This is a genomic window from Trichocoleus sp. DQ-A3, assembly GCF_039961975.1.
Taxonomy (GTDB): Bacteria; Cyanobacteriota; Cyanobacteriia; order Cyanobacteriales; family FACHB-T130; genus FACHB-T130.
In genome coordinates this window covers 17,014-32,090 of the sequence record NZ_JAMPKC010000008.1, presented here as the reverse complement: position 1 = coordinate 32,090, position 15,077 = coordinate 17,014, and the positions used below count along the sequence as shown (strand labels likewise).

At 46.9% G+C, this 15,077-nt stretch carries 15 protein-coding genes; 5 read left to right on the top strand and 10 right to left on the bottom strand.

From position 1 onward, the window contains the following. The first annotated feature begins 129 nt into the window (after window positions 1–129). Together NDI44_RS14370 and NDI44_RS14365 are read left to right on the top strand one after the other, a co-directional pair. A complete protein-coding gene (locus NDI44_RS14370) occupies window positions 130–552 on the top strand; it encodes a DoxX family protein (RefSeq protein WP_190412286.1) in 423 nt (140 codons plus the stop codon). Between the two features lie 200 nt (window positions 553–752). Continuing rightward, window positions 753–1,253: an ureidoglycolate lyase gene (locus NDI44_RS14365; protein WP_190412151.1), complete on the top strand. Its 501-nt coding sequence runs from the start codon at window positions 753–755 to the stop codon at window positions 1,251–1,253. Window positions 1,254–1,303: 50 nt separating this feature from the next. On the opposite strand, the gene NDI44_RS14360 is transcribed toward NDI44_RS14365, so the two are convergent. Both NDI44_RS14360 and NDI44_RS14355 read right to left on the bottom strand, forming a co-directional pair. Continuing rightward, the gene (locus NDI44_RS14360) at window positions 1,304–2,005 is read right to left on the bottom strand and encodes a class I SAM-dependent methyltransferase (protein WP_190412150.1); all 702 of its coding nucleotides are present in this window, start codon (window positions 2,003–2,005) and stop codon (window positions 1,304–1,306) included. A gap of 121 nt (window positions 2,006–2,126) precedes the next feature. Next, window positions 2,127–2,348, bottom strand: coding sequence for a hypothetical protein (locus tag NDI44_RS14355; RefSeq protein ID WP_190412149.1), 222 nt, complete (start codon window positions 2,346–2,348; stop codon window positions 2,127–2,129). 451 nt (window positions 2,349–2,799) lie between these two features. Here NDI44_RS14355 and NDI44_RS14350 point away from each other — a divergent pair, with 451 nt between their 5' ends. Both NDI44_RS14350 and NDI44_RS14345 read left to right on the top strand, forming a co-directional pair. Continuing rightward, entirely contained in the window at window positions 2,800–3,543 is a 744-nt protein-coding gene (locus NDI44_RS14350) for a TVP38/TMEM64 family protein (RefSeq protein ID WP_190412148.1), read from the top strand. After that, complete coding sequence (locus NDI44_RS14345) at window positions 3,543–5,075, top strand: mercuric reductase (protein WP_190412147.1); 1,533 nt, start codon at window positions 3,543–3,545, stop codon at window positions 5,073–5,075. The genes NDI44_RS14350 and NDI44_RS14345 overlap by 1 nt, the downstream gene beginning before the upstream one ends. Before the next feature lie 46 nt (window positions 5,076–5,121). On the opposite strand, the gene NDI44_RS14340 is transcribed toward NDI44_RS14345, so the two are convergent. From NDI44_RS14340 to NDI44_RS14305, 8 genes are all read right to left on the bottom strand, one after another. Next, window positions 5,122–6,162, bottom strand: a complete 1,041-nt coding sequence (locus NDI44_RS14340; RefSeq protein ID WP_190412146.1) for a leucine-rich repeat domain-containing protein — start codon at window positions 6,160–6,162, stop codon at window positions 5,122–5,124. A gap of 149 nt (window positions 6,163–6,311) precedes the next feature. Continuing rightward, window positions 6,312–7,235 (bottom strand): LysR family transcriptional regulator, encoded by a 924-nt coding sequence (locus tag NDI44_RS14335; RefSeq protein ID WP_190412145.1) that lies wholly within the window; start codon window positions 7,233–7,235, stop codon window positions 6,312–6,314. Window positions 7,236–7,531: 296 nt separating this feature from the next. Continuing rightward, window positions 7,532–8,296, bottom strand: coding sequence for a BMC domain-containing protein (locus NDI44_RS14330; protein ID WP_347275941.1), 765 nt, complete (start codon window positions 8,294–8,296; stop codon window positions 7,532–7,534). 102 nt (window positions 8,297–8,398) lie between these two features. Next, window positions 8,399–9,181: a carbon dioxide concentrating mechanism protein gene (locus NDI44_RS14325; RefSeq protein ID WP_242028873.1), complete on the bottom strand. Its 783-nt coding sequence runs from the start codon at window positions 9,179–9,181 to the stop codon at window positions 8,399–8,401. 29 nt (window positions 9,182–9,210) lie between these two features. Beyond that, window positions 9,211–11,238, bottom strand: coding sequence for a ribulose bisphosphate carboxylase small subunit (locus NDI44_RS14320; protein ID WP_190412144.1), 2,028 nt, complete (start codon window positions 11,236–11,238; stop codon window positions 9,211–9,213). A 31-nt stretch (window positions 11,239–11,269) separates the two neighbouring features. Continuing rightward, window positions 11,270–11,572 (bottom strand): EutN/CcmL family microcompartment protein, encoded by a 303-nt coding sequence (locus NDI44_RS14315; protein WP_190412143.1) that lies wholly within the window; start codon window positions 11,570–11,572, stop codon window positions 11,270–11,272. A 101-nt stretch (window positions 11,573–11,673) separates the two neighbouring features. Next, on the bottom strand, window positions 11,674–12,015 hold the full coding sequence (locus NDI44_RS14310; protein WP_190412142.1) for a BMC domain-containing protein: 342 nt from the start codon (window positions 12,013–12,015) through the stop codon (window positions 11,674–11,676). 132 nt (window positions 12,016–12,147) lie between these two features. Continuing rightward, window positions 12,148–12,456, bottom strand: a complete 309-nt coding sequence (locus NDI44_RS14305; RefSeq protein ID WP_190412141.1) for a carbon dioxide-concentrating mechanism protein CcmK — start codon at window positions 12,454–12,456, stop codon at window positions 12,148–12,150. Between the two features lie 673 nt (window positions 12,457–13,129). Between NDI44_RS14305 and NDI44_RS14300 the strand changes: the two genes are divergently transcribed. Further along, window positions 13,130–15,001 (top strand): NAD(P)H-quinone oxidoreductase subunit F, encoded by a 1,872-nt coding sequence (locus tag NDI44_RS14300; RefSeq protein WP_190412283.1) that lies wholly within the window; start codon window positions 13,130–13,132, stop codon window positions 14,999–15,001. The last annotated feature ends 76 nt before the right edge of the window (window positions 15,002–15,077 follow it).

Sequence of the window (15,077 nt, the reverse complement as noted above, 5' to 3'; positions counted from 1 at the left end):
TGCTAACGCCAGTCTATTTTTCCAACTGTTGGCTGAAAACAAAGTAACATCAAACTGAATAAACTGAAGAAGCGACAAAATTTGTCAGCAAATTCTAATCGTTAGTCTGTATAGGGTGAGATGGAATACATCAAAAAGAACAAAGAACTGTTGCGAGTGATTCTGTGTGTGTGTATCATCGGCGTCGGCATAGCGCACTTTGCCATCCCAGCACCATTTGTTAAACTCGTGCCGTCGCAACTTCCTTACCCTCTGGAACTGGTTTATATCAGCGGCTTTTTTGAAATCCTGGGTGGGATTGGATTATTAGTCCCTCCCGTAAGTCATGCGGCTGCTTGGGGATTGCTTACTCTTTTTATCTTTGTTTTCCCTGCAAATATCAATATGGCAGTGAATAGTATCGACCTCAATCCTATTCCAAACTCACCTTGGTTCCAAGCAATAAGACTTCCCTTCCAAGCAGTCTTAATTGCTTGGGCTTGGTGGTATACAAGACCAAGTGATGGGGAGAAGCAAGCTTCAATTATTCCATACAAACCCAAAACTGAGTAAGCAAAATACCTGGCAATTGAAATCGCGGCTACACAAACAAAGCTACACAAACAAAGCCTGCCTCCGCAGGCTAAATTAAGTCTGCGTAGGCGGAATTGGTTTGTATAGCCCCAAACTTCCAGTTTGTGGGTAATTTGCTTTCCTAGGTTTTTTCGGATGAAAATGACCATTAAAATGATGAAAATACAAACAAGTTTGATATGAATACATCAAAAACGGTGCAACAATTACACGCCGAATTGATAACACCAGAAACTTTTCGGCGTTATGGTCAAGTAATCTCTGCAAGTGTTGACGGCAAACTTTATGATTCCGAAGAAGCGCAGTTAAACCTGCAAAATGGAATTCCCCGATTTTACATTATGCGGCTGCACCACAAAGGTCGCAAGTTTCACAAAATCACGCGCCATATCCAATGCACTCAATGTCTAGGTTCGCTGGAAGGGAAAGACTGGCTAATTGCGGTTGCGCCTCCAAATCATAATACTGACCAACCGACATTAGAAGATATTAAAGCTTTCCACATTCCAGGGAATTGCTTTATCAAGTTAGAAGTCGGAACCTGGCACGCTGGGCCATATTTTGAGCATGAATTTGTAGATTTCTACAATCTTGAACTCAGCGATACCAATGTAGTCGATCATTTCACCCATAACTTTCAGGAAAGTCATCAGCTAGAGTTTGAGATTGTCACTAATTAGGGAATTTGTCCCTTTTATCCTTCATCTAATGAACTAATACAACGCGCTATTTATTCCCCACGTTTCGCAATCCAACCACCGACGAGTAAGGCACTATAAAAGCGTTCCACCATCCCAAAACCAGCCTCTTCAAGCAGCGCAACGATCCGCTCTTCCGGCACCAAGTGGATATTTTTAGGAATATTTTCCAGCCTCTGTTGTACCTGTTCTGGAGGAATACCTTTTTTAAGAACGTAATTCTTCAGGATTTCAAACTTTCGTTCAACTTGACCCGAATTCGACTCCCCGTATGAATCCACGAGCACAAAAGTAGCACCTGGCTTGAGCCGTTGAGCGATACTGCGAAGCATTGCTAGCTTGGTTCCGTCATCGGGGAAAAAATGCATGACTAGAATCAACGTGGCGGCGTTATACAAAATATCTTCAGGTAAGTCAGACACAATGCCTTGATGCAGGCTGACGCGCTCTTGGAGTCCGGCTTTCTGGATGCGATCGCTAGCAATGCTCATCATCTCCGGAGACGGATCTACTCCCAGCAGCCGCCATGAAGAATTTGCCTTACCCAGAATCTCAAGTTCTTTACCCGAACCCGAACCAGAAATTAACAGTGAGGACTCTTCCGGGAGGCGCACTTGAAGCACCGCCTGCAACAAATCGTGTATCAGCTCATATCCAGGCACCCAGAAAAGAATTTCTTTATCATAATTTCCGGCGCGTTCTCCCTCGAAAATAAATACTTGCTGATTTGTCATGTCTGCAAATTTATAAAAAACTGATAATTGCCAATTTCGGGTGATTGATAGCTGTTAGTAGGAAGTAAATGGTAGATGCATTTTCCCTATTCCCAATTTTACTCCCATTACCTATTAGCATTTAGCCCCCAACTTCTCCAATCAATTTTTTTAGATAAGCGGTTGCTTCTTTGGGTGGTAGCATGACTACCTCATTTTTGCGAAGGATTTCGTACTGGTTACTTCGATAACCGTGACCCAAAATCAGCCCTAAACTAACTGCTCTATTGCCAAGTTCGTTTAACTCGTTGAAGCTCATCGCTTCAACTTCCATATTCAGTTGTTTAATGATTTCCTCATCCATGTCCTTAGGTCTCCGGTTAAGATCTTAGATTTTTTACGTACAGTCAATTCCAATTCAAGGTGCTGATACTACACATCTGTTCTCCGTTTATTCTCTTGGGTGGTTAGGAGGAGCTTCATGTAGTACATCAAAATGGAAATGGTATAACTAAATCGCCAACGCAAGCGCTCGCATCTGGGTGAAGCTAGTATTTTGTAGCCTCCTTACTCCCCCACACATCTCAGCTTTCATCCATTCTAGCTTTTGTCTAGTTCTACTTTTTCTTTTTCACATCTTTCTAAAGGAATAGTTTTTACGAGACATTTTAAGCTTCTTTTTAGAAAAATCTAACTTTTTTTAATAAAATCATTATCAATTCTCAGCTAAAAATCATTTGTCAGCCAAATTTGATTGTAAAAATTAGCTTAATCTTTAAGTGTTAGCTTCCATATCTGTGTTAATGAGGTAGGTTATGGAGAATGAACCAATACAAAGCCCCTCCAGTTCAAAGATAAAACGGATTTTTGCTTTTTTTCTAGTTGCTGCTCTTATCGCTGCTCTCATCTTTGCCGCTAGATATTTTAATGTCCAGGAACTGTTGAAGAGCGCTTTGGCGTGGATTGATAGTCTGGGATTTTGGGCACCCGTGACTTTTATTTTAATCTACATCCTAGCCACCGTACTCTTCATCCCTGGCTCCATCCTCACCTTGGGAGCAGGTGTGGTTTTTGGCGTGATTTTAGGGTCAACTTACGTCTTCATCGGAGCCACTTTAGGAGCTACCGCTGCATTCCTCGTGGGGCGTTATTTGGCTCGTGGGTGGGTTTCCAAGCAAATAGAAAACAATCCCAAATTTGAAGTCATCGACCAAGCTGTTGCCGAGGAAGGATTCAAAATTGTTCTTTTAACTCGGCTTTCACCTATCTTTCCCTTCAACCTTTTAAACTACTCTTTTGGAATCACCCAAGTTTCCCTGAAAGATTATTTTTTAGCCTCTATCGGCATGATTCCAGGAACGATTATGTATGTTTACATCGGTTCTTTAGCGGGTAGTATTGCCACCATTGGAGCAGTACAGCCCAAAAATTCCGAAACTGAAATAGCCCAATGGGTAGTTCGTATAGTTGGATTTATTGCCACTGTTGCTGTGACAATTTATGTTACGCGCATCGCTCGAAAAGCATTAGAAAAAAGCGTTAATCAGGAGGAATTATAATGCCACAGCTAGGAGTTGATCGGGTGACTGTGTCGCCAATGGATGTTTATAACCAAACTTTGGTGGCTCACGTACATCCGCCCAATTGGGTGAATCCCGAACCTGCACCTCGTTACAATTTGGTTGTAATTGGAGCGGGTACTGCGGGACTGGTGACAGCGGCAGGTGCAGCCGGGTTAGGAGCTAAAGTCGCATTAATTGAAAAGCATTTGATGGGTGGAGATTGCCTCAATGTGGGTTGCGTTCCCTCGAAATGCATGATTCGCTCTTCTCGTGTTGTTGCAGATATTCGGGATGCAGAGCGATTTGGTGTTCGCATTCCTGAAGGTACAGAAGTTGATTTTTCTGCCGTAATGGAGCGGCTACGGCGAATTCGTGCCGGGATTAGTCATCACGATTCTGCTGAAAGATTTCAAAAGTTGGGTATCGATGTATTTTTGGGAGATGCTCGGTTTTCTAGTTCTGACACTATCGATGTGGCGGGAAAGAAATTACGTTTTAAAAAAGCAGTTATTGCTACAGGTGCGCGTGCAGCTAATCTCCCGATTGAAGGGTTACAAGAGGCAGGTTATCTCACTTACGAAACCGTATTTTCCCTCACAGAACGACCAAAACGACTAGCAGTAATTGGCGGTGGTCCTATCGGCTGCGAACTGGCTCAGGCGTTCCAGCGGCTTGGTTCAGAAGTGGTGCTGTTACATAAAAATGCCCATATTCTTGACAAAGAGGATACTGATGCAGCCGAAATTGTGCAACAGGCGTTTATTCAGGAGGGGATTAAGTTAATATTGCAGTCCAAAATTAAGCGAGTTGAAACAAGCAGCGCTGGAAAAGTTATTTATTACGAAGCGAATGGAAAAGAAGCTTCAGTAACAGTTGATGAAATCCTAGCCGGAGTTGGGAGAGCGCCTAATGTTGAAGGCTTAAATCTTGAGACGGTAGGCGTACAATATGACACCAAAAAAGGGGTAATTGTCAATGACAAGCTTCAGACAACAAACCCTCGCATTTATGCGGCTGGTGATATCTGTATGGAATGGAGATTCACCCATGCTGCTGATGCCGCTGCCCGGATTGTTATTCAGAATAGTTTATTTTTTGGGCGCAAAAAACTGAGTACGCTGACAATGCCTTGGTGTACCTATACTGCTCCAGAAATTGCCCATGTGGGGATGTACGAGAAAGAGGCGTTGCAAAAAGGAATTGAGGTGGATACTTACTTCATTCCATTGAGTGAAGTGGATCGAGCAGTTGCTGACGGCGAAGAAGAAGGATTTGCCAAAATTCACGTCAAGAAAGGCACCGATAAAATTTTAGGTGCAACGATTGTGGCGAGACACGCAGGTGACATGATTAGCGAAGTCACTTTGGCGATGGTAGGAAATGTTGGCTTGAAAACTCTTGCCACGGTTATTCACCCCTATCCCACGCAAGCCGAAGCGATTCGCAAAGCAGCAGATGCTTATAACCGCACTCGTTTAACGCCGTTTGTGAAGAAGTTATTCTCTAATTGGTTGGCTTGGACGAGATAGCTGTTAATTTCACGTTCAAGTGCAAATTTCCAATATAGGAGTCGATTTAGGTTTCGACGGCAAATGCTTCGGGGTCAACGTCCCAATTTACCCAGCGAATCGCCTCTCTAGCAGAGGTGAGGGTGGGTGGAACGCGCAGAACGTGAAGGTGGTTCGTGCTGGGACAGGTCATTTTCAGCAGATGGATGGGTTCGACATCAACGTATGCATCAATTTTGAGCAAGGTATATTCGCGCCAGGTATCGATTGTTTGGGTTGCCAACTCCTGACAAATGCGATCGCAACCAATCTGCTGAATCAACACTCGCCGGACTTCCGCATTGGGTTCTGTCAGCAGCCATTCGGCTTGCCACTGGTTCAGGTGCGTCCAATAGCGGCGAGGAAGCTCAACACCAAAACAATCAACCCTCAGTTCTGGATTGGGATGGTTGGCCAACAGCGATAAATCTTGAATGGAATCGTCACTCAGATTGAGATATGTCAAGGAATGTAGTTGCCCGATCTCTGGTGGCAGGGATGCGAACTGGTTGTCACCCAAATCTAGCTCTCTCAAGGAATGCAGTTGCCCAATTTTTTCTGGTAGGGATGCAAGCTGGTTGCCTTCCAGATAGAGATATGTCAAGGAATGCAATTGCCCAATTTCTGCTGGCAAGGATGCCAGTTGGTTGTACTTCAAATCGAGATATGTCAAAGAATGCAGTTGCCCAATTTTTGCTGGTAGGGATGCAAGCTGGTTTAAGCTCAGATTGAGATATGTCAAAGAATGCAGTTGCCCAATTTCTGCTGGCAAGGATGCAAGCTGGTTTAAGCTCAGATTGAGATATGTCAAAGAATGTAGTTGCCCAATCTCTGCTGGCAAGGATGCAAGCTGGTTTAAGCTCAGATTGAGATATGTCAAAGAATGTAGTTGCCCAATCTCTGCTGGCAAGGATGCCAGTTGGTTGCCACTCAGATTGAGTTTTGTCAAAGAATGCAATTGCCCAATTTCTGCTGGTAGAGATGCGAGCTGTTTGCCTCCCAGAGAGAGTTCTGTTTCATCTAAAGAATTTAGAATTAGCTGTCGAACTTCTTCCATCTGCGACATCATTTCATCCTTTACCTAAGCGGCGTTGGATAGGCTCAATTGGGTCGCCTATAACTGAAGCGGCGCGAATACTTCAGCATTTCGTGTTTCTATACACCTATCCACGGCTCAATTCCAGCTAAGTCTTTATGGCAAACGCTTCCTAGAAAAATCTAATTGCTACTTGCCGGTGTCTCACCCGCAATTCGCTTCGCTTCTTCCAAGAGATAATCAAAAAACGTGCGAGCGACAACGGAGAGTTGTTTGCCAGCCGGATAAGCGATATACCAATGACGGCTAATGGGAAAACCCTCCACATCAAGGATAGTGAGTTCGCTGCTGACACCATCCAGCCCTAGCGTGTGGCGAGATAAGACAGAGATCCCTAAGCCACCTGCGATCGCTTGCTTGATCGCTTCATTACTCCCCAACTCCAACCGGACTTTCACCGCAACCTCATGCCGCTCGAATAAATTTTGCACTGATGAGCGCGTCCCCGATCCCGCCTCGCGCATAATAAACGGCTCACCCGTCAGACTAGAGAGAGGGATATTTTTTTGCTGAGCAAGTGGATGATTGATGGGTGCCAACACCACCAACGGGTTTTCTAGAAACGGGTGGCAGCGGATATCCAGATGATCTGGTATTTGGCTCAGAATATACAAATCGTCTAGATTCTCGCTCATACGGCTCAGAATCCGCTCGTGATTCGTCACTTGGAGGGCGATATCAATTCCCGGATAACGCTGGCAAAATGGCCCTAATAAACGCGGGATAAAATACTTCGTGGTTGTAATCACACTCAACCGCAAATTTCCCTGTTTCAGCCCTTTCATTTCAGCCAGAGTCATCTCAAATTGAGCTAATCGCTCGAAGACTTCCCGGCACGTTACCATCAGTTCGCGTCCGGCGTCTGTAAGATAAAGGCGCTTGCCCACCTGCTCAAACAGCGGTGTCCCAACAGCCTTGGTGAGTTGCTTCACCTGCATAGAGACAGTAGGCTGGGTGAGAAATAGTTCTTCTGCCGCACGGGTAAAGCTCCCGTGGCGAGCAACCACCTCAAAAACCTTCAACTGGTGTAGCGTTGCCTGCTTCAAACGCCCTTCTCCTGCCAGTTATAGATAAAACTCTATTGTACCTATCGCAAATAATACCTTTTATCCATGAAGATTCAAGGTTATGATTGAATCACTGAACAAAGTAACAGTCTTCCTTCCTAAAGGCGTTGTACATTTACTTGATGCTTGGTTTGGGAAGTTATCATTCATTTTCATCCTGTGTTTTGCAGGCTGATTTCCCCCAAACATCAGAGTCATAAATGTGCAACGCTTTCCCTATGGCTGAAATTTTCAGCCTCTCTACTGAGTGCTACATTCACAATCTAAGATTTAAATTATTCTTGAACCTGAATTGGTAGCTTAGCTAAATCTGGCAATTCCACCAGCTGTTTTTCCTGTTCCTTGATAGCGACTGGCAATTTCAGGGGTTGGGGTTTCTCCTCTATCCAACAAGCCGCCGCAGGCAGGCATTGCTCCAGGTCGTCCAACGGTCGAGGAATCACCATTAAAGAATTAAATTCCCCAATCCTCTCGGCTTCTTGCATCCCCGCTTCGACAGCCACGGCGACATCTGCCACAGAACCCCGAATAATCGCGGTACATAAACCACCGCCAATCGTTTCGTAGGAAGACAGATACACTTCTGCTGCTTTGAGCATGGCGTCACAAGCTCCAACCATCGCCGGAAAGCCCCGCGTTTCTAATAAACCAACTGCTTGATTGCTGAGACGGCTGTAACCGTTGTTATCGGTAAGTTGGGATAAGTGTTTCCCAAGCGGAAAAATGACTTCCAAATTTGGCAGGGGGCGAGGAATCACCGAAGAGGAAATATACTGACCAAACTGTTCGGCAGTCTGGGCACCCGCTTCGACGGCTAAACGGACATCGGCAATGCCACCTCGGACAATAGCAGTACAGTAACCACTACCAATTTTCTCAAACCCGATGAGCGTTACCCCAGCGGACTTCAGCATCATATCGGCACAGCCGATGATCGCAGGGAAACTCTGAGTCGAAACCATGCCCAAAGCAGTGTCTTTAAAGCTTTTGGATTGACTTTGCCGCTCAAATCGAGCCAGTCCTGGCTGTTGTACCTCCACCGATGACCTCCCAGAGAAACTATTCTTGCGCCTAACTTTAGTATGCCCACAGTCACAGATTAGTTGATAATTGCTAGTGCTGATAACTGCCAAAAGTCAAAACTATGAACTTTGAGTGTCTTTGGGGGGGTGGTTGGCGGATTTATAGTGAGGAAACAAAGTCGTCAGCAGCCGATTGAGGTTCGCTTGTCCATAAACTGGAGTCCCAGCGGTTGGAGATGACGGCGTTAGCTCGTTCGGGGTGTCTTCGCTGCTGGATGTGGAGAGAGTAGAAGCGATCGCTTGCCCATTTTGAGTTTCCTCGCCAGTGGATGCTGCGGGGACGTCCTCTTGGTTGACTTGCGGATCTAAAACAGCCTCGCTGGAAGCGGCAGTTGGGGCGTCGGCAGTTAGAGTGTCAGCAGTTGGAGTATCGGCAATTTGACGAGTGTTATCTCCGAACAGAGAACCCGGTGGCACGACTTGCCAAGACTCCACGTTACTGTTAAAAACCGTCGTCGTGGAACCGATGCAGGCATTCGCACCAATCTTGCTTTTGCCGACGACAAGGACGCCAGCTCCCAATACTGCCCCTGTTTCCACTTCTATGGTGCCTTCGTAGGCATGAAGAATAGTTCCCATGCCGATGCAGACACCCGCAGCAATGATAATTTTACTGTCTGGAGCTGCTTGCAGGATCGCTCCGGGAGCGATCGCAGCACCGTCATCAATGCTTACATCCCCTTTCACATAAACTTGAGAGTTGCCAAGTGGCGGCAGTAGCGGCAAGTGCATGGGGCTAGAAAGTAAGGAGTGGCGAAATAACTTTTGGCTGAAGGAACAAGAATTGAATTTTTCTTTTTTACCCTTCATCCCTGCTAAAGGATGAAGAATGAAATTTTTCATTCTTCATCCTTACATTCTTCATCCTTGTTCTAGCGGCTACCGCTCTTCGCTGGCTGTTGAATCAGCAACGGTTTGTTGACGCGACGCTTGGCTTTGGGGTCAATTCCAAAGAAGCGCACGTACTCTCCGGCGTGGCTAGCCATGCAAGCTTCCAAAGCAGCGATCGCTTCTACTTCCCGATTTGTTTCAATCGGAGAGCAAGTGTGCCAAGAACTGGTGCGGAAGCGGCGCTCATCGGCGTGTTCCGTGCCAATCTTGTAGCCTTGAGCCAATATATTTCGCACCTGCTCAATCGCTTCTGAATTTAACAGAGAACTGTTTTCAATCTGCGGAGCGCTGGCTGTTGAACTCTTAGCTGTTGAACTATTGCCTGGGGCAGTGTTGGCACCCTTCGCCGTAGGTGCGCCGTCGGGACGTTGGATAATTTGCTCTAGCACCCGTCGCTTGGCTTTGGAGTCAATGCCAATTAAGCGCACGTATTCCCCTGGGTGTTCGGCTACGATTGCTTCTAAAGCTGCGATCGCTTCCGAGGCTGACCGGGCTTCGATTGCTTTCCCACTCGTCCAGGAACTGGTACGGAAGCGGCGTTCGTTCGCATATTCGGTACTAATCTTGTAGCCTTGATTCAGCAGGCTTTGCACTTGTTGTGCCAAGTCGCCGCCGAGCTGTGCGCTAGCGGTGTTAGCCGGTGATTGAGCGCTACCGTTGTTAGATTTAGTGTTAGCAGTTTTAGTTGCTTTGGCTTGTGTGGGTGCCTGCCCGCCGGGACGTTGGATAATTTGCTCTAGCACCCGTCGCTTGGCTTTGGAGTCGATGCCAATCAAGCGCACGTATTCCCCTGGGTGTTCGGCTACGATTGCTTCTAACGCTGCGATCGCTTCCGAGGCTGACCGAGCTTCGATTGCTTTCCCACTCGTCCAGGAACTGGTACGGAAGCGGCGTTCGTTCGCATATTCGGTACTAATCTTGTAGCCTTGATTCAGCAGGCTTTGCACTTGTTGTGCCAAGTCGCCGCCCTGGAAGCTAGCGGTGTTAGCGGGTGATTGGGTGCTACCGTTATTAGATTTAGTGTTAGCAGTTTTAGTTGCTTTGGCTTGTGTGGGTGCCTGCCCGTCGGGACGTTGGATAATTTGCTCTAGCACCCGTCGCTTGGCTTTGGAGTCAATGCCAATTAAGCGCACGTATTCCCCTGGGTGTTCGGCTACGATTGCTTCTAAAGCTGCGATCGCTTCCGAGGCTGACCGAGCTTCGATTGCTTTCCCACTCGTCCAGGAACTGGTGCGGAAGCGGCGTTCGTTCGCATATTCGGTACTAATCTTGTAGCCTTGATTCAGCAGGCTTTGCACTTGTTGTGCCAAGTCACCGCTAAAAGAGGCACTCGTCGAAGCTGGTGTAGCTGCACGGCGATCGCGCCCACCTTGGTTGGGTTGACTCATCTCATCCCGAATAGGTGTAATACACGCAGTATCTCCAGCACACAGATAGCCAGCTCTTAGTGCCTCATTAATCCCAACGACATGACGGCTAAAGTCGGTATCTTGTGCTTGCACATCCGATAGGCGGTCAGCTTGCTGCTGATTGGTAATCACCGCTCCCGAAGGTACATACTTTCCTGGAGGAATCTCTACATCCTGAATCAAGGCGTGCATCATCACAATGCAGCCTTTGCCCACCCTAGCGTTAAATACCGTAGAGCGGAAGCCAATAAAGCAATTATCCCCGACATAAGCGGGGCCGTGAATCAAAGACATATGGGTTAAGGAAGCATTCTTCCCGACCCACACCGAGTATTCCTGATTGTCATCCCCAACGACTCGACCTTGTTCCAAACCGTGAACCACGACACCATCTTGGATATTCGTGCCTTCGCCGATGTAGAATGGCGCTCCTTCATCAGCTCGGATCGAAGTTCCCGGTGCAATTAACACCTGAGGGCCAATCCGCACATCTCCAATAATGTTGGAAAAAGAATGCACGTAAGCGCTTGCGTCAATCTTCGGTTCCGCCAAACTTTTTGACCAAGGGGTCGGGGGAGCCGCAAAGCTGCGGGCTGCCATATCTCTAAACCTCACTAACTGAACAAAGTAACTAACGATATTGTTCTTTCTTGCTGTACAGGAGGCGATTGTCTACACTGACCGTGTCAATAATCGCCACCACCATCGCATCGAGAGGACGCTTTTCGCTGCCATCTACAATCCGGGCAGCACTCCCACGGCTAACCAGAACCCACTCATCTATACCAGCGCCTACCTGATCGCCAGCTACCTCGTATTGGGGTAGGATCTGCCCCTCTTCATCAATAAATTGCAACAGCAATAGCTTGACGCCTCGAAGGCCAGGCTCTTTATGGGTGCTAACAACCGTGCCACGAACTTTGGCAATTTGCATGATCGGTAATTGGGGAAAAAAGGAAACAAGGTAATTGGTAATTGGGAAAAAGGTCTTTTCCCATTACCGATGACCCATTACCCCTTACCCATGACCTAATCTTACGGCCTATTGAAAGGACGAATGCCACTAACACTTTCCCGGAATTGTTCAACAGCTTCCGTGTAACGAATGGGCAGAACGTACTCCAGGTTCTCGTGGGGACGCGCAATAATGTGAGTGGACAGTACTTGACCGCCATTCACTCGCTTCACGGAATCAACGCCCGCCGATACAGAAGCCTGTACTTCCGAGACATCTCCCCGAACGATCACGGTGACGCGACCGCTGCCAATTTTTTCATAACCCACTAGCGTGACGCGGGCAGCTTTTACCATCGCATCCGCAGCTTCCACAACGGCAGGAAAGCCTAGTGTTTCAATCATTCCAACTGCAATTGCCATCAGTTCTTCCTTCGCTTAATTTAAGTGTTTTGACTTGAAAATTTGGACTTTTCGGGGTTTCGAGTTGAGACGCGACCTAAAAATATATAAGGGAACACCGCCACCGGAGCGCTGCTGGCGTCTTCACCCTCCTTACGTCCGGAACTGTTCGACAACTTCCGTGTATCGAATCGGTAGCACATACTCCAGGTTCTCATGAGGACGCGCAATGATGTGAGTGGACAGAACTTCTCCGCCATTCACGCGCTTGGCTGCATCCACTCCGGCGGATACTGACGCCTGCACCTCAGACACATCCCCCCGAACAATTACCGTTACCCGGGCACTGCCAATTTTTTCATAGCCTACCAGTGTAACTCGAGCCGCTTTAACCATCGCATCCGCAGCTTCTACAATCGCTGGAAAGCCCTTGGTCTCAATCATTCCAACCGCAATTGGCATTTATTATCTCCTACCTAGTGGGACCTACACTCGCCTTAATTTGTACTTCTTGTAAAATTTGGACGAGGACACCCATTCTTTCATCTCAAGAACTATCGCTTAGCCTCGCATCATTAAGCATAGAGAAGCGAGGCTTACTTGACAATATAAACTATTATGATATTTTTATATTAAAGAGTTTAAGAAAACTTAACGGTCGTCAAAATGGCGTTTCTGTTCAATAAAAGCTTATCCGTTTCTGGAATGCTTCCTTATGTTTTATAATTTCTTTATTACTTTTGAATAGTCTACAGGATTATCTCCTGTAAACCGCACTGGGGGGGATTTTCAAAAAAAAATGAAGACTTTCCTAGGGCTTAGTCCGTGTCAAAATTAGACACTAATAAGCTAAAGCTTTTCAAGGTATAAATTTTTCAAATTTGCTTTATAAACATAGGTATAGTAGGTAAACATACCGATGTTTTTAATAGCTATGAGGAGAGTTCAAGATGAGTATAAATAATTTTTGGAGTTCTCAAGTGTTAATTTACAGCAAAAAAACGTCATACTGAAAAAAAAATAAACCTATTAATCTGACGTTTACAAGATCGCCATAGTTTGCCTGGGAACTACTTCCGAGTGCCTCTTGGTGAGCAAGTCGATTGATGAAGAAAATAGCAAGGGCTTTCCTAATATGACAGAGTTTCTCACCCAGACAAGTTGGTGGGTGCCTTTCTATGGATTACTGGGGGCAGTTCTTACCCTGCCGTGGTCAACTGGATTTATTCGTCGGACAGGCCCACGCCCAGCAGCTTACTTTAACCTGTTGATGACTATCTTGGCGTTTGTACACGGCACGATTGTCTTCAGAAGTACCTGGAACCAAGAGCCGATAAAGCTTGTATTCCATTGGCTACAGGTGGCAGATTTAGATCTGACCGTTGCTTTGGATATCTCAGCCGTAAGTGTTGGGGCAATGGAGCTAGTGACGGGCTTAAGCCTCCTGGCGCAACTGTTTGCCTTGGGGTATATGGAGAAAGACTGGGCATTAGCTCGCTTCTTTGCCTTGATGGGATTTTTTGAAGGGGCGATGAGTGGCTTAGCCATTAGCGACTCTTTGTTTCTCACCTATGCCTTGTTGGAAGTGCTGACCCTTTCCACCTATTTACTGGTAGGGTTCTGGTATGCTCAGCCGCTAGTGGTGACAGCCGCGCGAGATGCCTTCCTAACCAAGCGGGTGGGAGACATCTTGCTATTGATGGGGGTGGTAGCGCTATCGACTGTAGCAGGAACCTTGGATTTTCCCGATTTATATGAGTGGGCGGAAACGGCTACCTTATCGCCATTAACATCCACGTTATTAGGATTGGCATTGATTGCTGGGCCGGTGGGAAAATGTGCCCAATTCCCGCTGCATCTTTGGCTAGATGAGGCGATGGAAGGGCCTAACCCGGCTTCAATCTTGCGAAACTCGGTCGTGGTGGCTTGTGGTGCTTATGTGCTGATTAAACTCCAGCCAATCTTAATCCTTTCCCCGGTGGCTTCGGCGACCTTGGTGGCGATTGGCACAATGACGGCGATTGGTGCTTCGTTGGTGGCGATCGCGCAAATTGATATTAAACGAGCTTTATCCCATTCCACCAGCGCTTACTTGGGTTTGGTGTTTATCGCCGTCGGGTTGCAATGGACGGGTTTTGCCCTGATGTTGCTGTTTGCCCACGCGATCGCCAAAGCGTTATTGTTCATGAGTATCGGTTCCATCATCATCACCACCAACAACCAAAACCTTACCGAAATGGGCGGTCTCTGGTCGCGGATGCCAGCAACCACCACTGCCTTTTTGGTCGGTAGCGCTGGATTAGTCGGACTCCTGCCCTTGGGAGGCTTTTGGGCACTGCGCCTGGGGATTGATGACTTTTTCACAAACCAACCCTGGCTGGTAGCAGTCTTGCTCTTAGTTAACTGCCTGACCGCCGTAAATTTAACTCGCGTGTTTCGTCTGGTTTTCTTGGGCGAACCCCAGGCAAAAACTCGCAGGGCACCAGAGGTTCCTTGGCCGATGGCTGTGCCGATGGTGTCTTTGATCGTAGTCACACTGCTCGTCCCTGTGATGATGCAGCGCTTGTCACTGCTGCCTGATTGGGAATATCTCAACCAACAAGCGTTGCTGCTACTGGTGATGTCCGGCTTAATTGGCACAGTTCTAGGAAGCGTGATTTATCTACCCAGAACTTGGTCTAGATCCGTTCGGATTCCCTTTAGATTTCTGCAAGACTTGTTCGCCTACGACTTTTATATTGACCGACTTTACCGCGTGAGTGTGGTTTTTGCAGTTGACCGACTTTCGCGGTTAAATGCTTGGATCGATCGCTATGTAGTAGATGGATTCGTTAACTTGGTTGGCGTTGCCACAATTTTCAGCGGGCAAAGCTTAAAGTACAACGCTACAGGTCAGTCCCAGTTTTATTTACTCACCATCCTCGTAGGATTAAGCGTTTTAAGCATTCTCATACTCTGGCCCATTTTAAGTGTTTTGAGTTCCGAGTTGTCCTTAGGTAATTGGTAAGAGGGAATGGGTAATGGAATCCCCAATCCATTCCCTCTTACCCTTACGACCAACTACCAACTACCCATTAAAAATT